Annotated in this window: 20 protein-coding genes; 10 read left to right on the top strand and 10 right to left on the bottom strand. The window is 58.9% G+C overall.

Translation table 11 applies throughout. The features are described 5' to 3' along the window. Positions 1-2: 2 nt before the first annotated feature. Positions 3-1,142: a TAXI family TRAP transporter solute-binding subunit gene (locus tag VWY34_RS00480; protein ID WP_416538049.1), complete on the bottom strand. Its 1,140-nt coding sequence runs from the start codon at positions 1,140-1,142 to the stop codon at positions 3-5. Positions 1,143-1,387: 245 nt separating this feature from the next. On the opposite strand from VWY34_RS00480, the gene VWY34_RS00485 reads away from it, so the two are divergent. Continuing rightward, entirely contained in the window at positions 1,388-2,164 is a 777-nt protein-coding gene (locus tag VWY34_RS00485) for a DNA-binding transcriptional regulator (protein ID WP_416545022.1), read from the top strand. A gap of 8 nt (positions 2,165-2,172) precedes the next feature. Here the strand turns inward: VWY34_RS00485 and VWY34_RS00490 are convergent, their stop codons facing one another. Genes VWY34_RS00490 through VWY34_RS00520 form a run of 7 tightly spaced genes read right to left on the bottom strand, consistent with a single transcriptional unit; the run spans position 2,173 to position 7,841 of the window. Further along, entirely contained in the window at positions 2,173-2,802 is a 630-nt protein-coding gene (locus VWY34_RS00490; protein WP_416545024.1) for a fumarate hydratase C-terminal domain-containing protein, read from the bottom strand. Next, positions 2,799-3,665 carry a fumarate hydratase gene (locus VWY34_RS00495; RefSeq protein WP_416545026.1) on the bottom strand — a complete coding sequence of 289 codons (867 nt, stop codon included), beginning with the start codon at positions 3,663-3,665 and terminating at the stop codon, positions 2,799-2,801. Before VWY34_RS00495 ends, VWY34_RS00490 begins: the two co-directional genes overlap by 4 nt. Position 3,666: 1 nt before the next feature. Beyond that, the gene (locus VWY34_RS00500; RefSeq protein ID WP_416539602.1) at positions 3,667-4,296 is read right to left on the bottom strand and encodes a flavin reductase family protein; all 630 of its coding nucleotides are present in this window, start codon (positions 4,294-4,296) and stop codon (positions 3,667-3,669) included. Then, positions 4,286-5,161: an NAD(P)-dependent oxidoreductase gene (locus VWY34_RS00505; RefSeq protein WP_416545028.1), complete on the bottom strand. Its 876-nt coding sequence runs from the start codon at positions 5,159-5,161 to the stop codon at positions 4,286-4,288. The genes VWY34_RS00500 and VWY34_RS00505 overlap by 11 nt, the downstream gene beginning before the upstream one ends. 32 nt (positions 5,162-5,193) lie before the next feature. After that, the gene (locus VWY34_RS00510; RefSeq protein ID WP_416545030.1) at positions 5,194-6,093 is read right to left on the bottom strand and encodes a hypothetical protein; all 900 of its coding nucleotides are present in this window, start codon (positions 6,091-6,093) and stop codon (positions 5,194-5,196) included. A gap of 3 nt (positions 6,094-6,096) precedes the next feature. Then, complete coding sequence (locus tag VWY34_RS00515; protein ID WP_416545031.1) at positions 6,097-6,882, bottom strand: HpcH/HpaI aldolase family protein; 786 nt, start codon at positions 6,880-6,882, stop codon at positions 6,097-6,099. A gap of 11 nt (positions 6,883-6,893) precedes the next feature. Beyond that, on the bottom strand, positions 6,894-7,841 hold the full coding sequence (locus VWY34_RS00520) for a DUF6282 family protein (protein ID WP_416545033.1): 948 nt from the start codon (positions 7,839-7,841) through the stop codon (positions 6,894-6,896). Between the two features lie 314 nt (positions 7,842-8,155). On the opposite strand from VWY34_RS00520, the gene VWY34_RS00525 reads away from it, so the two are divergent. From VWY34_RS00525 to VWY34_RS00540, 4 genes are read left to right on the top strand one after another with little or no spacing between them, the layout of a single operon-like run. Then, positions 8,156-9,406 carry a sarcosine oxidase subunit beta family protein gene (locus tag VWY34_RS00525; RefSeq protein WP_416535478.1) on the top strand — a complete coding sequence of 417 codons (1,251 nt, stop codon included), beginning with the start codon at positions 8,156-8,158 and terminating at the stop codon, positions 9,404-9,406. 12 nt (positions 9,407-9,418) lie between these two features. Beyond that, complete coding sequence (locus VWY34_RS00530) at positions 9,419-9,727, top strand: sarcosine oxidase subunit delta (protein ID WP_340547678.1); 309 nt, start codon at positions 9,419-9,421, stop codon at positions 9,725-9,727. Next, complete coding sequence (locus tag VWY34_RS00535) at positions 9,724-12,690, top strand: sarcosine oxidase subunit alpha family protein (protein ID WP_416545035.1); 2,967 nt, start codon at positions 9,724-9,726, stop codon at positions 12,688-12,690. Before VWY34_RS00530 ends, VWY34_RS00535 begins: the two co-directional genes overlap by 4 nt. Beyond that, a complete protein-coding gene (locus tag VWY34_RS00540) occupies positions 12,683-13,246 on the top strand; it encodes a sarcosine oxidase subunit gamma (RefSeq protein WP_416548979.1) in 564 nt (187 codons plus the stop codon). The genes VWY34_RS00535 and VWY34_RS00540 overlap by 8 nt, the downstream gene beginning before the upstream one ends. 21 nt (positions 13,247-13,267) lie before the next feature. Here VWY34_RS00540 and VWY34_RS00545 read toward each other — a convergent pair whose 3' ends face one another. Then, positions 13,268-14,275 (bottom strand): GlxA family transcriptional regulator, encoded by a 1,008-nt coding sequence (locus VWY34_RS00545; protein WP_416545039.1) that lies wholly within the window; start codon positions 14,273-14,275, stop codon positions 13,268-13,270. Next, the gene (locus tag VWY34_RS00550) at positions 14,272-15,168 is read right to left on the bottom strand and encodes a LysR family transcriptional regulator (RefSeq protein ID WP_340547682.1); all 897 of its coding nucleotides are present in this window, start codon (positions 15,166-15,168) and stop codon (positions 14,272-14,274) included. Before VWY34_RS00550 ends, VWY34_RS00545 begins: the two co-directional genes overlap by 4 nt. Before the next feature lie 110 nt (positions 15,169-15,278). Here VWY34_RS00550 and VWY34_RS00555 point away from each other — a divergent pair, with 110 nt between their 5' ends. The 5 genes from VWY34_RS00555 (at position 15,279) to VWY34_RS00575 (ending at position 21,908) form a co-directional block, all read left to right on the top strand. After that, the gene (locus VWY34_RS00555) at positions 15,279-16,730 is read left to right on the top strand and encodes an aldehyde dehydrogenase family protein (protein WP_416545041.1); all 1,452 of its coding nucleotides are present in this window, start codon (positions 15,279-15,281) and stop codon (positions 16,728-16,730) included. A 137-nt stretch (positions 16,731-16,867) separates the two neighbouring features. Further along, on the top strand, positions 16,868-17,857 hold the full coding sequence (locus tag VWY34_RS00560) for a membrane dipeptidase (protein WP_416548981.1): 990 nt from the start codon (positions 16,868-16,870) through the stop codon (positions 17,855-17,857). A 62-nt stretch (positions 17,858-17,919) separates the two neighbouring features. After that, positions 17,920-19,464, top strand: a complete 1,545-nt coding sequence (locus tag VWY34_RS00565; RefSeq protein ID WP_340547685.1) for a BCCT family transporter — start codon at positions 17,920-17,922, stop codon at positions 19,462-19,464. 105 nt (positions 19,465-19,569) lie between these two features. Then, positions 19,570-21,261, top strand: a complete 1,692-nt coding sequence (locus VWY34_RS00570; RefSeq protein WP_340547686.1) for a hypothetical protein — start codon at positions 19,570-19,572, stop codon at positions 21,259-21,261. Then, entirely contained in the window at positions 21,258-21,908 is a 651-nt protein-coding gene (locus VWY34_RS00575; RefSeq protein WP_416545044.1) for a DUF3726 domain-containing protein, read from the top strand. The genes VWY34_RS00570 and VWY34_RS00575 overlap by 4 nt, the downstream gene beginning before the upstream one ends. Positions 21,909-21,951: the final 43 nt, after the last annotated feature.

Raw genomic sequence — 21,951 nt, forward strand, 5'->3', positions numbered from 1 at the left:
GATCAGTTATCCCAAACTGTCGGCATATTTGCCGCTCGCAGCGCATCTGCACGCGCGGCCATCCAGCGCTTCTGGAAGTCATCGGCGCTTTTGTCTTCCAGGTCTTGCCACGCATTTGCGATCACAGCCTGCCGGCTCAGAAGATACCGGTTGTGCGCTTCATTTTCGTCAGACCACAGGCCAACCGACTTCCAATACGCAACCGCTCCTTCATGATACGGCAAGACCCATTGGAAATTCTGCCGATCCTTGGCCCAGCCGCTGGCGGAGGGCTCGGCGGCGACAAATCTCTCGAACTGCTCGTCGATGCCCTTTGCCATGTTCATCACAAGCTCAGCATCGCGATCCGGCGCGGTCACGAGAATTGGATAGGGAAAGCCGCTGCATTGCAACGGGTTAGCATCCGAGATGTTGGTACCGGCCGTTGCGATCCGTTTGGCCATATGAGGGGCCACGGCCTGCATTCTCGCCCAATTTTCGGTTTCATCATGTGGAGTTTCAAGCCAGCGCAAACCCCGCGGAGACGCGTCAACTTCGGTGCCGCCGCCTGTGGTAAATGAAGTCATCGCATCGGCCTGATCATTCAGGATTGCTTTCCATGCCGCGTCAAACCCGCTTACCTCGACTTTGGTGACATCGTCCCAAGTCAATCCGCCATATGCGAGAAAGGCCGTCACATTGGTCTGTAGCGCGGGTGAACCGACAACCCAAGGCAACCGCTTGCCCTTGAGATCTGCCGCAGTCACGATATTCGCATCTGCCGCAGTTCCAAGCGCGAGACAGTTGTTGCCGGATGCGCTCATCACCATTTGCAGGGGCTGTGGTCCCAGTTCCGGTTTCGCCCACCCGAGGACGCCCTCAGCTGCATAGAACACGCCAGATCCGGCAGCGGCAAAATCGATCTGACCGCTCACCACTGGCACAACGCGAGAGACGTCATTTTTAGCTGGAACAACGCGCAGCGTAACGCCGTATTCGTCCTGGAGCGCCTTGCCGATAGCAACCGACTGGCTATAGCCCGAGCTTCCGACATTATAGGCTGTCCACGACAACGTATCGGGCAGCTTGGTCTCTTCCGCCGCGGCGGCACCGCCCAGGCACATCGCCAAAAGCGGACCCATAATTCTAAGCGTTTTGGTCATTTCTATTTCTCACACTTCCTAGTCGGTTACGCGGTCCGGTTTCCGCCCTTTGTTCTGGTTAGAACTCAGTCGCCCTGGCCTTTGCCCCATTGAAAACCCTTGGTCGAAAACCAGGACGAGCGTCTGAGTTAACCTGTGGTTTACTGTCAGGTCTTGCCTGCGACCTCTCAACGATTGCGCAGGGATGTTCCACTGTGTGGAACAATATGGTAAGCGTTCCGGACATCGCATAAGGGAGCAGGTTGTTGGTACGGTATACTCCGGTCAGATCCGTCGAGCGGGCGATGGCGGTGCTTGAGGAAATGAACCGCGTCAAAAGCTCCACGGTTGCTCAACTGCATCTCCGCACCAAACTCGCAAAGCCGACAATCGTGCGGTTGCTCCAGACGCTGGAACACATCGGTTATGTGAGCAGAGATGAACGCCAGTCGGGCTATGTTCTGACCTCAAAGGTCATGTCGCTTAGTGCCGGGTTTCACAATGACCCGCTGGTTGTCGAAGCCGGGCGAGCCTATGCCATTGCCCTGACAAAGCAGGTTACTTGGCCGGTCTCAATCGCCATTCCAGATCAGGGCGATGTCGTGGTTCGGTTCTCAACCATTCCCGACAGCCCGATTTCACCGTTTCACACAACGGTGAATATGCGCCTGTCATTGGATCTTCATGGGCTGGGACTTGCCTATCTGGCTTTCTGTCCCGAGGACGAGCAGCGCATTTTGTTGAAATCGATATTCGAACGCGGCAGGAGTGAGACGCCGCAATCAGGCGACACAGAAACCGGGCTGCAAGGGCGACTGGCCCTCATCAAGCAGCAGGGATTTGCGGAGCGGCTGCGCGCCGCCGGCAACGAAAGCTCCAACACGATCGCGGTTCCGATCCTTGGCGAAGGCCGCGTACTGGGGACTTTGGGTATTACCTATTTCCGCTCGGCCGTCCGGCGCGCGGATGCCGTTCGCGACTTTCTGCGCCCGCTACAGGATGCGGCCAAACAGATCGCCAGCAATGTCCGCGATCTGACCTGAGAGCTGTGTCAACGTGCTCGGGTTTCGTTCAACTCTTTCATCAGCGCCTCGAAGCGGGAATCCGCTTGGGCCTGCAACTCGGAATAGAGAGAATTGCCACGCACATCGACACCAACGGTCAAGGGGCCCAATTGCTTCACGCGCAGGCGCGTCAGCCGAAATTGCAGGATGAGATCTGTCCACGCCACGTCGATTACATCTTCGACCGCCTCTGACGTCAATGCGCTGGCCCCACCCACAAATGACAGATAAACACAGCGCATCTCGCGCATTGCCTCTACCGTCTGCGGACCGACACCGCCTTTTCCACCGATCGCCTTTACCCCACTGGCGCGAATGATCGCTGGCAGATGGGGCTCAAATCGCGTGCTGGTTGACGGGTTGATGTAGCGACATGTTTTGTCGGATCCACTCTGTTCGATATAAGCACCGACCTGACACAACATACCGTCTTTGAGGTCTATCGGCAGCTCAACCCCCGCTTGCAGACAGTCCTTCATCCGCTTATGCGTCGGCAGACCAACGGTTACAACGATATCCCCTGTGAGATAGACAAGGTCACCGATCCTAAGCCTGTCCAGACAATCCTGTTGCAGCGGCAAGGTCAAATTGTGGCTCTGGGATTGCGTATTGGTCATTCGATCCGCTCGATTTTGCCTGAGTTATAGAGGCGCGCGCGGGTTCTACGGTTGATCCAGCAGTTGAAGCACACTGCCACGGGGGTAAACCCATGACCGGCGGAATAATCGATATGGATGCCCAATGCTGTCGTATCGCCGCCCTGCCCCATTGGACCGAAACCCAGCTTGTTGATTGCCTTCAGCAAACGCTTTTCCATATCTGCCAGGATCGGCTCGGGGTTTGTCGTACCCATCGGTCGCAAGGTCGCATTCTTTGCGATTTTTGCAGCCTGATCGAAGGACCCGCCAATACCGACGCCAATCATGACGGGCGGGCAATGCTGCGAACCGGCCTTGATCACCGTCTTGAAGATGAACTCCTCAATATCGGCCAGTCCAGGATAAACAAAGATCTCCAGCGCCGCCCAACGACCTGAGCCGAGCGCCTTGGGTGAACATGTGATGTCAATGTAATCCGCGCCATCGACGATATCCCAGTTGATGATGGGCATATCCTTGCCCTGATAGGAGCGTTCGTTTGTCAGAGGGTTCTGAACAAATTTCAAAAGCGGCGGATCGATGCGCTCAACAAGATCGCCAAAACCATCGACGAAGGCAGATTTCACATCCCCTTCGAACCGTGCCTGACTGCCGATCTTAACAGAATAGACCGGCACACCCGCATCCGAGCACAAAAACCGGTCGTGTTCTTCGGCCAGCTCCGAACTGCGGATCATGAAGTTCAGCACCTTCTTAGCGTTCTCACCGGTTTCCTCGGCATAGGCTTCGGCAAGCCGTGCTTTCGTGTCCTCGGGGATCTTCTTTAATGACCAATCATAAAGATCGCCGGTCAGCCGCCGCAGCGCATCGTACCTGATCATCTCAATCCTGTTCTTTCTTGACGTAGACCCGAGGCAACTGAAATCGCGGCCCCATTTCGGCGAAATCCAGATAGCCCAGGCGACTGATGTGCCTGACCTTGTTGTAGTCCACCATCCCGTCGGTGAGGCAGGCATCGTCAATATGAACACCAACCACATGGCCAAACACGATCGTATTGGGGTTCTCAGGACGTTCAGTTGGCAAATGCAGCACCTCGATGGTCTTGCACTCAAACTGAATGGGAGAAGCCGCAACCCGCAACGGTTGGACCAGCCTAGACGGGACCGAAGCTAGCCCGACCTCGTCGATCTCGCTAACCTCGCTGCCCCAAGCAGTCGAGGACAGGTTGACCTCCTCGCGCAGATCATAGGTGGCGACATTGTAGACGAATTCACCCGTATTCTCAGCGTTGACCCAACTGTCCTTGGGCGTGCCGTCCGGCTTCAACCCATTGCACGAGAACATGACGGTGGGCGGAAAATTATGCACGAGATTAAAGTAACTGAACGGCGCAAGGTTATGGATGCCATCGGCACTCACAGTCGAAATCCAGCCAATTGGCCGTGGCGCAACGCAGGCAGAGATAGGGTTATGTGGCAAGCCGTGCCCTTTTGACGGTTCAAAGAACATCATTGCCATCCTTCAGAATTGCACCCGGCATGGCCGCGAAATCGCGATCTGCATACCCGGCATCCCGAAACTGGGTGAAGCTTTCAAGCGCAGCCTGCAAGGCTGGCGTCGCGACTCCGCCTTGGGCTGCCACCTCGCAAAACACCCCTAGGTCCTTGGCAATGCCGGCGACTGTAAAGCTCGCCGGGCTCTCTTTGCCCAAAATAATCTCGGACTTCCCGGAAAGAGCACCATTTGCTGCAGGGCCGCTTATCAGAATGTCCAACATCAACTCACCCGGCAGGCCGAGGCTGCGCCCTACCCCGAGCGCTTCGCGCAGCGACTGCCAATAGCTGGCCAGCATGATGTTATTGACGATTTTTGCCGCCAACCCCTGGCCCAACGGGCCGACGTGAAAAACCCGGTTTGCAAAGAATTCGGCCACCGGCACGAAGCGGGCCACATCAACAGGCTCACCGCCGATAAAGACGCCTGCCTGTCCCATCGAGACAACCTTGGGCCAGCCCGAAACAGGCGCGTCCAGAACCCCAGCTCCGGCAGCCGTGATCCTGTCGGCATATCCTTTCAGCGTGGCCGGATTAACCGTGCTGGTGTCGACAACCAGCTTGCCACGCAAATCACAGGTTATCAGCCGGTCCAGCACTGCCGCGACCGCCCCGTCGTCAAACAGCGACAATAGGACAATATCGACCTCCGCAACCAGATCGTCCAATATGGCAGGGGCACCAATTCCCCGCGCATCGGCCCAATCCAGGTCCACCCCGCTCCGCGTCCAGCCCGAAACTGAACAGCCCTGTTCAGCCAATCTTGCCGCAAGTGCCGCGCCCATCTTGCCAAGCCCAACAACGCCAACTCGTTCGTTCATCGCCATTTCCTTCAAAGACTTTTCCGATCCGGTCAGCCCGCCATCGGATAGTCAGCCGCATTCAACACCCAACCGGGTTTCAGACTGAAATCCTCACGCGGGGGACAGAAGACATCAACCATTGCGTTTCTGTCAGCACCCGTCGCACGACTGGTATGGATGACGGGCGGAGGAATAACAGTCACCGACGGGGCGCCCACTTTGACCTCCTGATCAGGGCGCCAATCCGCCATATCCGTGGTCCAGGGCCAGCGCAAATGATGCGAATAAGCGCCCTCAAGCACCAGTGAGCATTGTTCGAAATCATCATGATGATGTGGCGACATTTTGGTTGTGTCGCGTGGCCCGTAATAAGGATCAAGCACATTGACCATGAAGGTGGTGCATCGAAAAATCCGGCCAAATCGACCCGGCTCTGGCGGGACATCCAACGAGTAATGCCGGAGTTGCCACCCATCGGTGGGCTTTGGCCAGTCTTGCAAGGGCGGAATATGACTGCGCAGCGATTGATAAGCGTCACCATTGGTGCAAAGCGCCACCAGATCCATTGATCGGCTGGTGAACAGCCGGAAAAAACGCCCCCCTTCGGGAAGGATCACTGCGCTGTCGCCGGGTGGCACAAAGGCAATGGAGTTCCCAGGCACGTCGCAGGAATTACCGCCGACAGTGATCGTCGCGCCGTTCTCCGGCAGCAGGACAACATATTCGTCGCACTGATTTTGTCTGGTAAAACTGCCTCCCGGTTCCGCTTCGGTGCGCATGACAACAAAGTTCTGGCCTCTCAGGCACCATGTCAGGCCGTCGCTGCTGCGAACAGCGGGGTCGATCTTGTCGAACTCACCAATCTGCGGAATCGCTACTAGCCCCGTTCTGGGCTTGGCCGCGGCTTTTGTGCGCAGCGCCGACCGCGGGTCTGTCTTGTCATAGGCCATCAGTCACTCCTGTACTGCGGGAAGGGCATTGCGAAGCTCGGCAAGCCGCGCGCGGGCCGCATCGCGGATGAACGTCTGATCAGACGCGAGCACGAAGGCGGTCGCTCCCAGTCCGCAGAGCCATCCGGCATCCTTGGCCGAACCCGCCATGGCGCAGATCGCCACCCCGTGCGCCCGCGCCGTTGCGCAGATGGTTTTTGTCGCCCGCAATACAGGCTCTGACCCGGGCTTTGTTTCGCCATAGGCAACGGTCAGATCGCCGCGCCCGATAAACACACCATCCAGCCCATCGGTCGTCACTATCGCGTCAATCTGCTCGACCGCCAAAGGATCCTCGATCATCGCGATGACCAGGCCCCTGTTGTCTTCCTTTTCAACATGCTCGGCGAGCGTGACCTCCCCAAATCGACCCGCACGCGTCGTCGGCGAATAGCCCCGCGATCCGCCGCGATAGCGCGCGGCGGAGACGATCGCCCTGGCTTTCTGTGCTGTGTCAACATGCGGAACAAGAATCCCGTCTGCACCGCAATCCAAAGCCGACAGGATGTCCGCCGGTTCGGCGCTCTTTACCCGAACAAGACAGCCAATATCTGCCGCCTTGCAGGCCAGAACGATCCGATCCGTGGCCTCACGAGAAATCGGAGCGTGCTCCTCGTCGACCACTACAAAGTCATAGCCGACCACCCCGAGGATTTCCGCAGGCATGGTATGCGCAATCTTCAGAAAACTCCCGGTCAGATTGGTTTCGTGTAGAAACCTCTGACGAAATCCGCCCTTAACATAGGTCATATCCTGCCCTTTCACACGTCGGAGGCCAGCGGCAGACCAACAAGACGCGACGGGTTATCCCGCACCAGCAGGCGAATTTCATCCTCGCTGAAGCCGCTGACGAGGCACAGCTTGATCGCCTGTCGCATTCCTTCGACCGGAGTTGGATTGTCGATCTGACCCAAATCTGATCCGATCGAAGAATGTTCGACACCGGCAGCGCGGATGTGGTCAGCCAGAAGATGCGGTTCGAACACGTTAAAGCGGCTATCAACATACAGGCAGGCAGATTGCTCAACCAGCGCACCAAATTCGGCGATCTCGCGAATGTCGTCGTAGGTAAAGTGAAGCCCGTACATTGGGTGATTGACGATCAGTTTTTTCACCCCACGCGTTTTGGCTTCCTCAAACAGCTTCCATATCTCCCAGACGTGAAGATGCCCTGAGGACAGAACCGCATCGAACTCGGCAATTGAATCCAGTATCTCTTTGACCGGATCAATGATCGCCCCCCGATCGTCCACGACGGTCAAAAGCCGTGGAGGCTTGAGCTTCACATTCATCGCCAACCGCGATTTCCGAAAGGACGAACGGATATGATTGGCCGATTGCGCCGTCGGCATCCAAATCATCGTACCGCCATGTTTCAACTGGGAATCAACCACATGCGGGTTGAACCCCCCGGTCGTGTTGTTCAGAACCAACCCGCCATACATCGCTACGCCCAGATCCCCGACCAGACGCTTCATCATCGGCAGAAAGGGTGCAGCCGAGTAATGGTGGTCCTTGAACAGGATGCCACTCATTCCGGCAGCCGCCGCTTGCTCGACCGCCTGAATATGGTCGATCTGGCGTTCCATGATCGAGGGTCCTGAATGCACGTGGAGATCAACGGCACCGACCATTAAGCGGTCCACAACCACATCATCGACATCAGCTATCAACGCGCGGAACTCTTCTCGATTTTGGCTCTGTGTCATCTTGGTACCGTTTTTGTGGGTAATCGGGACCGATGATCGGGTAAATCCAGACCGGCATCCATGACGCCAGAGCCGTATTCCACGTGGTGGAATTCATGCGCCTCGCCCGCCAATACCGACTGGACCCGCTCCGGAATCATCGCCACTTTCGGCCCTGTAGGATGACCCCTCCAAGCACTCGGGATCGAAGATTGCAAAGACTGGCGAGGGGCCCAGGCCCCGAATGTCGATTCTGACCTGAATCTTGTCCGAAAGCGCATCGGCAAGATCCCTCGAATTCGCGGCAACTGGTGCGGCAAGAAACAGGAGCCCCCATGCGATACTCTGCGTTTGGACTGATCAAGGAAGCTCTGAGCGGGCACAAAGGCTGGCGCCCGCAATGGCGCGATGCAGCGCCAAAGCCCGCCTACGATTACGTCATCATCGGGGGCGGCGGCCATGGTCTGGCCACTGCCTATTACCTCGCCAAGGAGTTCGGCGGCGCGCGGATCGCGGTGCTGGAAAAGGGCTGGATTGGTGGCGGCAACGTCGGACGCAATACAACCATCATCCGATCCAACTACCTGCTGGATGGCAATGAGCCTTTTTACGAGTTCTCGCTCAAGCTTTGGGAAAACCTGGAGCAGGATCTGAACTACAATGCGATGGTCAGCCAGCGTGGGATCCTGAACCTGATCCACAGCGATGCGCAGCGCGACGCAGCCCGGCGCCGCGGCAATGCGATGATCCTGAACGGCTCGGACGCGGAACTGCTGGATACCGCCGGTGTACGCGCCATGTATCCCTTCCTGAACTTCGACGATGCCCGCTTCCCGATCAAGGGCGGGTTGCTGCACCGGCGCGGCGGTACGGTGCGCCACGATGCGGTGGCCTGGGGCTATGCCCGGGGCGCGGATCAGCGCGGCGTCGATATCATTCAGAATTGCGAGGTCACGGGCCTGCGTATCGACGGAGGCAAGGTGCGCGGTGTCGAAACCTCTCGCGGCTACATTGGCGCGGGAAAGGTGGGCGTGTCGGTTGCTGGCAATTCCAGCCGGGTCATGGCCCTCGCCGGGATGCGCCTGCCCATCGAGAGCCATGTTCTGCAGGCCTTCGTCTCCGAGGGGCTGAAGCCCTTCATTCCTGGGGTGATCACCTATGGCGCCGGGCATTTTTATTGCAGCCAGTCAGACAAGGGCGGGCTCGTCTTTGGCGGCGATATCGACATGTATAACTCCTACGCACAACGTGGGAATTTGCCAGTGGTCGAGGATGTGGTGGAAAGCGGCATGTCCCTGATCCCGGCTCTTGGTCGCGCGCGTCTCCTGCGCAGCTGGGGCGGCATCATGGATATGTCGATGGACGGCTCTCCCTTCATCGACAAGACCCATATCGACGGGCTCTATTTCAACGGGGGCTGGTGCTACGGCGGCTTCAAGGCCACGCCAGCTGCGGGCTACTGCTTTGCCCATCTGCTGAAAACAGACCGCCCGCATGAGACGGCAACCGCCTACCGGCTGGATCGCTTTATGACTGGCCGCATGATCGACGAAAAGGGCCAGGGCGCCCAACCGAACCTGCATTGAGGACTTGTCCAGATGATCATCAACCATCCGCTACTCGGCCCACGCGACGCGCAGGAATTCACCTATCTGGGCGATGCTGGCCTTATGAACCGCCCCTATTGGCTTTCGGAGACCGCGCTACAGCAATTCCATGATTACCTCTATCTGCGTCAGAACCCGGCAGGGGAGCATCGCGAATTGTGGTTTCATGAACAGGGCGATCGTTCCTGGCTGGTCGTCACCCGCAATACGGTCACGCATGAGATACTGAAGGTTGAACTGGCGCGGGATGTTGCCCTTGCGAACAGAGCCGCAAACACGCCGCAGGAGGCGCTGCAATGAGTTCGCACTCCCCACTGAAAAACCGTCTGTCCGGCGGACTGATCGACCACGACACAGGCTTGTCGTTCCAATTCGACGGTAAGAACTACCAAGGCCATCAGGGAGATACGCTGGCGTCAGCACTGCTTGCCAATGGCGTGCGCCTTATGGGCCGCTCCTTCAAGTACCACCGCCCGCGGGGCGTGCTGACCGCGGGCAGCGAGGAGCCGAACGCCCTCGTTGAACTGCGGTCCGGTGGTCGTCAGGAACCGAATACGCGCGCCACGGTTATCGAACTCTACGCAGGATTGGAGGCCCAATCGCAGAACCGCTGGCCATCGCTCGAACATGACGTGATGGCGATCAATGACCGGTTCTCGAACTTCCTGACCGCAGGGTTCTACTACAAGACCTTCATGTGGCCCAAAGCATTCTGGGAAAAGCTCTATGAACCGATCATCCGCAAGGCAGCCGGCCTTGGCAGCCTGACCGGTGAGGCGGATCCCGACGCCTACGACAAGGGATATCTGCACTGTGATCTGTTGATCATAGGCGCCGGACCAGCCGGGCTGGCCGCAGCATTGACCGCAGGGCGCGCTGGCGCTCAGGTCATTCTCGCGGATGAAGATAGTCACCTAGGCGGTCGTCTGCTAAGTGAAACTCAGGCTCTGTCCGATATGTCAGGCCCGGACTGGGTGGACCAGACACAGGCAGAGCTTGCGACGCTCCCGAATGTGCGGGTGATGCCTCGCACCACAGTCTTTGGCGCCTATGATCACGGTATCTATGGTGCGGTTGAGCGCAATGCCGACCATCTGCCAAAACCCGCAGCTGGCAAACCGCGTCAGACCCTTTGGCGGATCTATTCCAAACGCGCGCTGATCGCCACGGGAGCCATTGAGCGACCGATCGCCTTTGAAAATAATGATCGGCCCGGCATTATGCTGGCGGGCGCCGTGCGTGCCTATGCCAATCGCTGGGCGGCGACCCCCGGCCATTCGGTCGTGGTGTTCGCCAACAATGACGATGCACATCAAACCGCTCGTGACCTCATGGCAAAGGGTGTCGAGGTCCCCGCGATCATTGACGTGCGACCGGATGCGCCAGCCCTGCCGGGAACCGAAGTTCTGGCAGGTGCCGAGATTACCGACACCAAGGGGCGGCTTGGCCTGACGTCTGTCACCCTGCGCCTGGCAAATGGGCAAACCCGAACAATCGCCTGCGACGCGCTGGCCATGTCCGGGGGTTGGAATCCCAACCTGGGCCTGACGTGCCACCAGCGTGGTCGCCCCGTCTGGAACGAGGCCATCCAGTCTTTTGTTCCGGCCGCAGGGCTGCCAACCGGTCAGCTGGTCGCCGGGGCTGCTATGGGAGATATGACCACCGCACAGGCCCTTGCGGGGGGAGCCCAGAAAACGATCGAGGCGCTTGCCGATCTCGGCATCTCGGCCGGTGCAGCCGATCTGCCCCGTGCTGAAGACGCACCCGTCTCGCTGACCCCGTTCTGGCAGGTCAAAGGCGCAAAGCGCGCTTGGCTGGATTTCCAGAATGATGTGACGGTAAAGGACGTGAAGCTGGCACATCAGGAAAACTTCACCTCGGTGGAACATCTGAAACGCTACACCACACTTGGCATGGCCACCGACCAGGGCAAAACCTCGAACCTTGGCGCGTTGGCAGTGATGGCCGAGCTCACCGGCAAGTCAATCCCGGAAACCGGCACGACCATCTTTCGTCCGCCCTATACGCCGGTGGCGATGGGCGCTCTGGCGGGGCGAGCGGTGGGTAAGGATTTCCACCCAACCCGCCTGACACCCAGTCACAAATGGGCCGAGGAACAAGGCGCGGTGTTCGTTGAGGTCGGCAACTGGCTGCGCGCACAGTGGTTCCCGCGTGACGGTGAAACCCATTGGCGCCAATCCGTCGACCGCGAAGTGCTGCAAACGCGTAATTCGGTGGGCATTTGCGACGTAACCACTTTGGGGAAGATCGACGTTCAGGGCACGGATGCCGCGACCTTCCTCAACATGATTTATGCAAACGGGTTTGCCAAATTACCGGTTGGCAAGGTGCGCTATGGGCTCATGCTGCGTGAGGATGGTATCGCCTATGATGACGGCACTGCGGCCCGTCTTGCAGAGGATCATTTTGTCGTCACCACAACCACGGCCAATGCGGTTCTGGTCTATCGCAATATGGAATTCGTGCGTCAGTGCCTGTGTCCTGATCTGGATGTTCAACTGATTTCGACAACCGAGGCCTGGGCACAATATGCCGTCGCCGGGCCAAATGCGCGGAGATTGCTACAGAAGATTGTCGACCCAGAATTTGACATCTCAAACGAAGCGTTTCCCTTCATGGGCTGCGGCGAAATCACCGTCTGCGGCGGATGCCGCGCCCGACTGTTCCGGATCTCCTTCTCCGGTGAGCTGGCCTATGAAATCGCGGTGCCGACACGCTATGGCGACGCGCTGCTGCGGGAAATGATGGCCGCCGGTGAGGAATTCGACGTGACCCCCTATGGCACAGAAGCTCTGGGTGTCATGCGGATCGAAAAAGGACACGCCGCCGGCAATGAGCTGAACGGGACAACATCCGCACTAAACCTCGGACTCGGGCGCATGGTCTCAACCAGCAAGGACTGCATTGGCAATGTCCTCAGCCGACGCGAGGGGATGAATACCGAAGCGGCGCTGCATCTGGTAGGGCTTCGCCCCGTCAACAGCAGCGACAGCCTGCCTGCCGGGGGGCATCTGATGGCAGCCGACGGCCCCGTGGATGCGGCACATGATCAGGGATATGTCACCTCCGCGGCCTATTCACCCATCCTGAAAAGCGCGATCGGCCTGGCTTTTGTCAAAGGTGGGTCGGACCGCACAGGAGAACGGCTGCGCCTTGTGAACCCGTTGGAAAACCAAACAGTCCTGGTTGAGATTGTCAGCCCACATTTTGTTGACCCGGAAGGGGAGAAGCTCCGTGCATAAGCTCAGTCCAATCAGCCCACTTGGCAGCGATACGGCCCGGATTGACCGGGTCGGCGACCTGACCATCTCAGAGGTGACAGACCAGGCCCTGGCCTCGGTTACAGCGCGCAAAGATCAGGAAACGGCACTGCGGGCGGCTCTTGGTTCGGTGCATGGCATGACGCTTCCAGATGTCGGCACATCTTCAGACTCGGGGGGTATCTCCGTTTTTTGGACCGGACCCGCTCAATGGATGATCTCGGCCCCGCATGACCGCCATGAATTGCTGGCGCGTGATCTGAAACAAGTGGTGGGTGCGGCTGCCTCGGTGGTCGAACAGACCGATGGCTGGTGCCGTTTCGATGTCGCCGGTCCGACACTCTGCGATCTGTTCGAACGGCTCAGCAATGCACCTGTGCGCAATATGACAACAGGGCGCGTTATTCGGGGAACGTTGGAACATCTCGGCGTATTCCTCTGGCGCCGGGCAGAGGATCACATGGCAGTATTGGGACCGCGCTCCTCCGCGGCCTCCCTTCACCACGCGCTTATCAGCGCAGCTCATTCCATCGCATAAAACCCGCCTGTCTGCGGTGACCTATCCCGCAGGCAGGGCGTCGCCGCTTTTTACGCGGAGGGAGTTTTTCGCCCGGCGATCATTGATCGGCGTGACGCCAAAGCTCTCGCGGTAGATCCGCAGGAACGCGCCCGGCGTGCTGTAACCTACCATATAGGCGATTTCGGTGACCGAGGTGCTGGAATACAGCACCAGTTGCCGCGCCTGATTCATCCGCATCATCCGATAGTATTTCAGCGGGCTCTGACCCGTCGCCTCCTTGAAACTGCGTTCGAGGGATCGCGCCGATACACCAATGGCATTCGCTACATCGCTGATTTGAATAGGGTCTTCGATATGCTCGGCAAAATGTTCAATGGCCTGCGTCACCTTCTTGGGCAGCAGATCCTTGCTCTTGGCTGTTGAAAACGCGGGTGTCTTTTGCGACGTCGTGGCGCTGCGCACATATGGATGCTGAAACCAGCAGGCAACTTCGGCCATAATATCGCCGCCCAAATGGTCTTCTATCAGTGTCAACATATAGTCGAAAACCGCCGTCGCCCCGGAAATCGTGGTGAAAGCCCCCTCATCGCAGATCACTGTGCTCAGCCTCTCGATCTCAGGAAATTCCGCTTCAAAAGCAGCCTCATAGCACCAGTGAACCGAGAGCGGGTCGCTCCCGACCAAACCGGTGCGTGCCAGCGGAAACACCCCCCCGCTGAAGGCGCCAAGTCGGGTCTTGTTCCGGGTAAGCCGCTGGAGCGCAGCATTGGCACGCGCCGATTGATCAAAGCGCGCATTAGGACCCGCCGCAAAGAACAGATAATCGTGATCCGTAAGATCGGCCAGCATACGATCCGGGCTGAACGTCACCCCTGCCGAGGACGCGACCGGCTCCGTTGTTTCGGCAACAACAGTCCAGCGAAACGCCTCCTTCCCGGCGATTTCATTGGCAGCCCTCAGTGGCTCGATGCAAGACGTCAGGCAAGCCATAGGGAAACCGGGAAAGATCATAATGCCAAGCGTAAGCGGCGTCTTGGTTAGGGTCACGACAGGCCTCCTTTGGTCAATTCGGCAGCACAGCTCAGGATGTGTTTTTCCAGCAAACGGGCCGCAGGAGACAGCGCCGTATCGGTTTTCCGAAGCAGGTGGATCTGGCGAGTCGCAAGCGAATCAGCCAATGGTCGGAACGCCAGCCCCGTCGCATTCGCGGCTCGCGCGGCCATCTCCGGCAAAATAGTTACCCCGATTTCAGCCTGCACCATAGCCATGATGGAGGTCAGGTTCTGTGCCTTCAACAGCGCCCTGTCGTGCAGCTCTCTGGATTGCTCCGCCTTGATGCTGGCCGACAGGCTATTGGCGATCAGCCTTTCGTTGCGCAGCATCTCCCATTCGATTTTCCCCTGCTCCTGCGCCAGCGGGTGACTGGGTGCGCAGATCACTCCGAACGCATCCGACAGCAGATGCTGGCTGTGCAATCCAGAGCTGTTCTGGCCTAGTGTTGCAATGCCGATGTCGATGCGTTCACGGGACAGCTCATGCAGAACCGAGATCGAGTCCATATCTCGCAACTCAATATCTACATTCTTGAAATCGTTGATGTACCTGGAAAAGACCAAGGGCATGACGGTGCCGGCGACCGATGGAACCGTGGCTATGCGGACATGTCCGTGGGTGGCCTTGGCATAGCCCTCTATGGCTTTGACCATCGTATCGTATTGCTGCAACTCGCGCTCTGCTTGTTCCAGCACAAAGGCCCCAAGGGCGGTCAGCCTGTTCTTACGGTCGGTTTCAAACAGCGGTTCGCCAAGATGGGTTTCCAGCTGCTTGAGCATCATCGATACGGCAGAGGGCGTGCGCCCAAGAATACCGGCAGCATCACTCAGGTTTCCACTTCGAGCGACTGCAGCAAAACCGCGGAGCAATTCAATTTTCAAAGCCATGAGCACTAACTTCAGAGTTTCTGAAATGATGTTCAGTAATTTGAGTTTGATTGAAGTGGCCGCGCATGTCCATACCCATGGAAACTGAATTCTGTGTGAGGCCTCCGACCATGACTGATATCCAAAAGAACCTGATTGCCGGTGAATGGCTGGCTGGTGAGAGCGAAGTTGAGAACCGCAACCCATCGGATTTGAGCGACCTCGTTGGTATCTTCGCGCAGGCCAGCGCCGATCAACTGGATGCGACATTGGACCAGGCGCAGGTGGCCCAGCGTGAATGGGCAGCCTATGGGCTTGAGCGTAAGCAGGCCGTGCTGAACGCAATCGGCAACGAGATGATGGCCCGCGCCGAAGAACTCGGCACGCTCCTGAGCCGTGAAGAAGGCAAGCCGCTGGCCGAGGGTAAAGGCGAAGTTTACCGCGCCGGCCAGTTCTTCACCTATTACGCCGCCGAATGCCTCCGCCAAATCGGGGAAAACGCCGACTCCGTGCGTCCCGACATCGAGGTGGATGTGCGCCGGGAAGCGGTCGGTACGGTGGCGATCATCAGCCCTTGGAACTTCCCGACTGCTACCGCCTCCTGGAAAATCGCGCCGGCGCTTTGCTATGGCAACGCCGTGGTGTGGAAACCGGCCAACATCACCCCGGCATCAGCCGTCGCGCTGGCCGAGATCATCAACCGGCAGGATATCCCCAAGGGCCTGTTCTCGCTGGTCATGGGCTCCGGCCGTTCCATCGGCCAGCGTCTGGTCGAAAGCCCCAAAGTGAACGCGATCTCCTTCACCGGCTCGGTGCCGGTGGGCAAAGGGATTGCTGCCGCCGCCATCCAGAACCTGACCAAGGTGCAGATGGAGATGGGCTCCAAGAACGCGCTGGCGGTGATGGACGACGCAGATCTGGATCTGGCCGTCACGCTGGCCCTCGGCGGCGCCTTTGGCGGCACCGGACAGAAATGCACCGCCTCCTCCCGGCTCGTGGTCCACGCGGCCATTCATGATGCCTTTGTCGACAAGCTTGTCGCCGGGGCACAGGCCATGAAAGTGGGCCACGCGCTGGAAGCGGGCGTGCAGATGGGGCCGGTGGTCAGCGAACAGCAACTGAATGAGAACCTGGCCTATGTGGACATTGGCACTTCTGAAGGTGCTGAACTGGCCTGCGGCGGCCAGCGCCTGGAGATGCCGCACGAGGGTTTCTACATGTCCCCCGGCGTTTTCCTCAACACCACCAACGACATGCGCATCAACCGCGAGGAAATGTTCGCGCCGCTGACCAGCGTGATCAAGGTCGGCAGCTATGACGAGGCGCTGTCGGTGGTGAATGACACCAACTTCGGCCTGACCTCGGGCATTGTCACCCAGTCGCTGGCCCGCGCCACCCACTTCCGCCGCAACGCGCGCACCGGTGTGGTCACTGTCAACCTGCCAACCGCAGGCACCGACTACCACGTGCCATTCGGTGGCCGCGGCGACAGTTCCTATGGCCCGCGCGAGCAGGGTAAGGCCGCGGCGGAGTTCTATACCACCGTCAAAACCGCCTACATCAGCGCCGGCAAGCCGGTCTGAGACTGAATTCTTGGCAGTGCCGCATCGCCGGCCTGCCAGTTTGCGGACGCGCCCGCCCTCCTTGTTTCCCCCGAGGCGGGCGCATCCTGCCTGGTATTACAGGCCGGGTAGTGGACTTTGAAAACCGAGGTGCTTGAATGACCGGATATCGTATCGACTGCCTGCAATATGCCAATTGGTCGGAAAAAATATTCCGCCAGCTGCGCGAGGGCAACGTGGACGCAATCCATGTCACCATTGCCTATCATGAGAACTTCCGCGAGACGGTCCTGAACTTCGAAAAATGGAACCGCTGGTTCGAACAGTTCCCCGACCTGATCATGAAGGGGCAGTGGGCCTCTGATATCGACAAGGCCCGCGAAACCGGCCGCACTGCAGTGTTCTTCGGTTTCCAGAACCCATCGCCGATAGAGGACGACATCGGCCTGGTGGAGATCCTGCACACGCTCGGCGCCCGCTTCATGCAGCTCACCTACAACAACCAGTCGCTGCTGGCGACGGGGTGTTATGAGGCCGAGGACATGGGCATCACCCGCATGGGCAAGCAGGTGATCAAGGAGATGAACCGGGTCGGCCTGGTCGTGGACATGAGCCATTCCGCCGACCGTTCAACCATCGAGGCGGCAGAGATCTCCACCCGCCCCATCGCCATCACCCATGCCAACCCGCATGAATGGTCGCCGGCCCTGCGCAATAAGAAGGATGACGTCATCCGCGCAGTGACCGGCCATGGCGGGATGCTGGGCTTCTCGGTCTATCCGCATCACCTGAAGGACAAGTCAAACTGCACGCTGCAAAGCTTCTGCGAGATGATTGCCCGAACCGCTGAGAAATTCGGCGTTGAACATCTCGGGATCGGCACTGACCTTTGCCAGGACCAGCCGGACAGCGTCGTCGAATGGATGCGTGTGGGTCGCTGGACCAAGGAGATCGACTACGGCGAAGGCTCCAAATCCGCGCCGGGTTTCCCGCCAATGCCCAGCTGGTTCGAAGACAACCGCGACTTCGGAAATATCGAAGACGGGCTGCGCAAGGTCGGCATGAACAACGACGAGGTATCAGCTGTCATGGGAGGCAACTGGTATCGCTTCTTTGAAGAGAATTTCGGTCCAAAATCGGGGGATTAAAGACCGGGATAGACAGAAATATCGGCCCGACCAGTGCGCGGGCCAACCAATGGGAGGGAAAGATGTCAGAGACATCTATGGAGACAACACCGCAGGAGAGCCGGATCAACAAGCCGCTATTTCTGCTTTCAGGCGGTTTTATCGCGCTATTCTGTGCCGCAGCACTGGTCAATCTTGACGGGCTGTCGGCACTGGTCGACTGGGGGTTCAACATCTCGGCGACCTATTTTGGCCTGTACTGGCAAATTCTACTGCTTGCGACCTTTCTGATCGGTTTGCTGCTCTGCGTCCTGCCCGGTGGGCGCGCTATTCTCGGCGGGCTGGCCGCGCCTGAATTCACCACGTTCCAGTGGGGATCCATGGTCATGTGTACTCTGCTTGCTGGTGGTGGCGTGTTCTGGGCTGCCGGGGAGCCGATTGCGCATTTCCTCTACTCGCCTCCCCTCTACGGGGCCGAAGGAGGTAGCGAAGCCGCCGTTACCCCCGCTATCGCACAAAGCTTCATGCATTGGGGGTTTCTGGCATGGGCGATCCTCGGTTCGCTCTCCACGGTCATGCTGATGCATTATCACTATGAAAAGGGCCTGCCGCTGGCCCCCCGGACGCTGCTCTATCCGGTGTTCAAGGACAAGGCTATCAACGGCCCCATCGGGGTGATCGCCGACGCATCATCGATCATCGCCGTGGTAGCGGGTACCGTCGGTCCGATCGGCTTTCTTGGGCTTCAGGTGAGCTATGGTCTCTCCGATCTCTTCGGCATCCCGGACGTTTTTGCCACTCAGTTCGTGGTGATCGGCGCATTGGTGGCACTCTACACGATCTCGGCGATGACCGGCCTGTCGCGCGGCATCCAGATGCTGTCCAAGATCAATGTGATCCTGGCCGCCGTGTTGCTGGTCTATGTGCTCATTGCCGGGCCTACCGGTTTCATCTTCGGATCGTTCTTCTCAGGTTTTACGACCTATCTGGGCAACTTCTTCCAGATGGCGCTCTATCGCGGTGATGCAGGCATATTCGGCGCTCCCGGCTGGCTGGGATGGTGGACCGTGTTCTTCTGGGGCTGGTTCATGGGCTACGGGCCACTGATGGCTATGTTCATTGCCCGCGTGTCACGCGGACGGTCGATCCGGTCCATCATCATCATGCTGTCGATCATCGCACCCATCGTGACCAACTTCTGGTTCACCATCATCGGGGGCACGGGCATTGCGATGGAACTGGCTGAGCCCGGCACCATCTCCGCAGCTTTCGAAGGCTTCAACCTGCCTGCGGCACTACTGGCAATCACGAACAATCTGCCGATGGGTTTCTTGATCTCAATCCTGTTCTTGATCCTGACCACGATCTTTGTGGCCACGACCGGAGATTCGATGAGCTACGTGATTTCCGCTACAATGACCAACGGCGACACCCCAAGCATCGCCGTACGTGTTTTCTGGGGCATCGCCATGGGTGTGATGGCGGTCATTTTGATCTCCGTCGGTTCCGGTGGCGTATCAAAACTACAGAGCTTCATCGTGGTCACCGCGGTTCCGGTGTCGCTTATTCTTCTGCCATCGCTCTGGGATGCTCTGCGCATCACATTGGCAAAAGGCAAAGAGAACTGAATAGCTGCCGGGCGCTGCTGGCGCCCGGCCCACCCATCCAAACTGCCCGACCTGTTCAGATCATACGGGATACGACTAACGACCTGATTACAAAGGCCAATCCGAATGACCGACATTCTCTGCCGTGAACCGAACACCGTCATGCGTCTGGCACGCCTTGGCTCTATGCACCAGTCGCGCCTGTCATTCATGCGGGTGCTGACCCGTCGTCTGGCGCGCGAAGGCTGGCGATTTGAACAGACCGCATTTGACATAGACGACAGCGGTCAGGGCCATGCAGTCTACACCGCATATGGGCCGGAGCGCGCATATTCCCTGGTCGCCTTTGCCCACGACCTGCCGCCTGAAAAACGCTCCGACCGAGTGATTGCAGAGGCCTGGGACGCCACTTTCACACTATTTGACGGTATTCCTTCTGACGCGGATATCGCCCGGCTGTCACAGAATATCCCCGTGCAAGAAGCCGGACGTGTGTCCGGGTCGGAGCTTTCTGTATCCCGTGCCAACCGGTCGGTGCGCCTCTGGGAACATGTGGTCGGCGCATTGGCCTCTGGCCAGCAGCCCTCCGCAGAGCAGATCGACGCCGTCGGCTATCTGATGCGGACAACGGCGGTCTACGGGTCCGGCAAACTGGGTGCGGCTGACCGCGAGATGATCGCAGAACGCCCCGAATTCCGTGCGCCGTTCCAGGTTGAGATGCTATCGGTCTACCTGACCCGCTGGTTTGTCACCGATCTGGTCCAGCATATGGCCGATTGTCGCGCCAAGGCTGAGGGCACCACCGCCGCAAAACTGGCTCCGGATCTGGCCCGGTCCATGGGGATCGGCAATTCCACCGGCCTTGGAATGGCGCCGTTTCTGCTCAACCACCCGGTGCTATTCAACAACTGGGTCGCGGCGCGCGAAAAGGCGATCCAGGCGGTGCGCAATATCGAGGAAGCGCATCCGGACGATATCGCTGTGTTCCGCTCTCTGGTGGCACGCAGCAAGCTGACAATTGCAGATTGGCAGTCACAGCATCCGATTCAGATCCAGAAACTGAGCGCGCTGCGCGCCGACGCTGATCAGGTGACCAGCTACCTAGAAATCCAGACGCTGGCCGGTCCGAAGCCCTGGGATGCCCTCTACCGCTGGGCCGAAGAGACGCTCTCGCTCGAGGGTCAGGAATGGATCGCGTCGCTGATGCTGGAGCCCTACGGCGGGCTTGTCGATGGCTTCGCCGAAGATATGTCAGCAGATAACACCGCAACCTTTCGCATTGCGGGTGCTATGACCATTGGCGATCTTCGCAAGATCCTGCGGGACGTATACGCTTGGGCCATCGACACAAACTGGCAGGCCCCAGAGAACAAGGCACGCGCCTGGTATGTTTCGGAGGAAAAGCTCGAACCCCGTCTGGGTGAGCGCTTTGAGGAGCCCATCGAAGAATATGAGCAGCCGCTGGCACCGGGTCGAGATGCCGCGATGTTGTACCAGGCTCTGGCCCACTGGCCAGACGAGGCGCAGGTTGCAGATTTCCTGTTGCGCCATTCCGAACACCGCCATGTTCTGCGCCGTGTTCAGATCGTCGGCCGCGCGCCCTACGCGGAAATCCGTGACAACACGATTTCCGATCAGGTCCTGCCGATCGATATGCTGCGCTGCAAGCTGGCATTCTTTGGCGCGACGAAATTTGATCCCCGGTCAGATCGTTGGGTGCGGATTTGCATGTATGGCAATGCTCCGCTGCCCACCGAACTCACCGTTGAGAACGCGGAATTCTGGGTATTCCCCGAACTGGAAGAGGGGCTGGCATGAGCCATTCGTTGAATGAAATCGAGGCCATGAGCAAGCGCGCCGCCCGTGGCGCAGGCCTGTCCTGGGGATTGGCAGAAGAGGCCGCCAAGGGCACGCGCTGGCTTTCGTCTTTTGGGTTTCCCGGCACCGAGATGCTGGCAGATCTGCTGACGATGAATGATCGCATTCCCTCGATTGACGTATCGCCCGTTTCGCTGCGGGCCGAGGTCTGGCACGCCCCTGCCCGCCGGATGAGCCCCTTGATCGCCGGTGCAGCACTCAGCGATTGTGCCGTGCGCCTGCTGGAGCGTGGCAAGATCACGATGGAAAACGTCAATTTTCCCTTGCTGGCGGTGCCCTTCATGGGCGGCGCGGCCTTGCGACTGGGCCGACCGGTTGCCGCCGAATGGCAGGGCGCGCGCCTGGCCTCCGATGGCAAGCGGCTCTGCGTGCAGGGCTCCAGCGAGGCGCTGCACAGCCGGCTGGCGGAACGGATGGTATTCTCCGCCCCTGCGGAGATGACCGGCCAGCAAGAACCGGTGATGCGCGCAAGCGTCTCCAACGCAAGCTGGGACCAGCTGAGCAAGTTTGCCCATCGCACCTTTGCCCCGGCGACCGAGGAAAGCCGCCTGCGCGGCGCCGGGGCCGGCCTCAGCGACAACGACTGATCCACCCATCGACTGCCGGTCAGCCCGGCATTGACCCGAAGAC

Source organism: Phaeobacter sp. JH20_02, from assembly GCF_048056915.1.
Classification (GTDB): domain Bacteria; phylum Pseudomonadota; class Alphaproteobacteria; order Rhodobacterales; family Rhodobacteraceae; genus Phaeobacter; species Phaeobacter bryozoorum.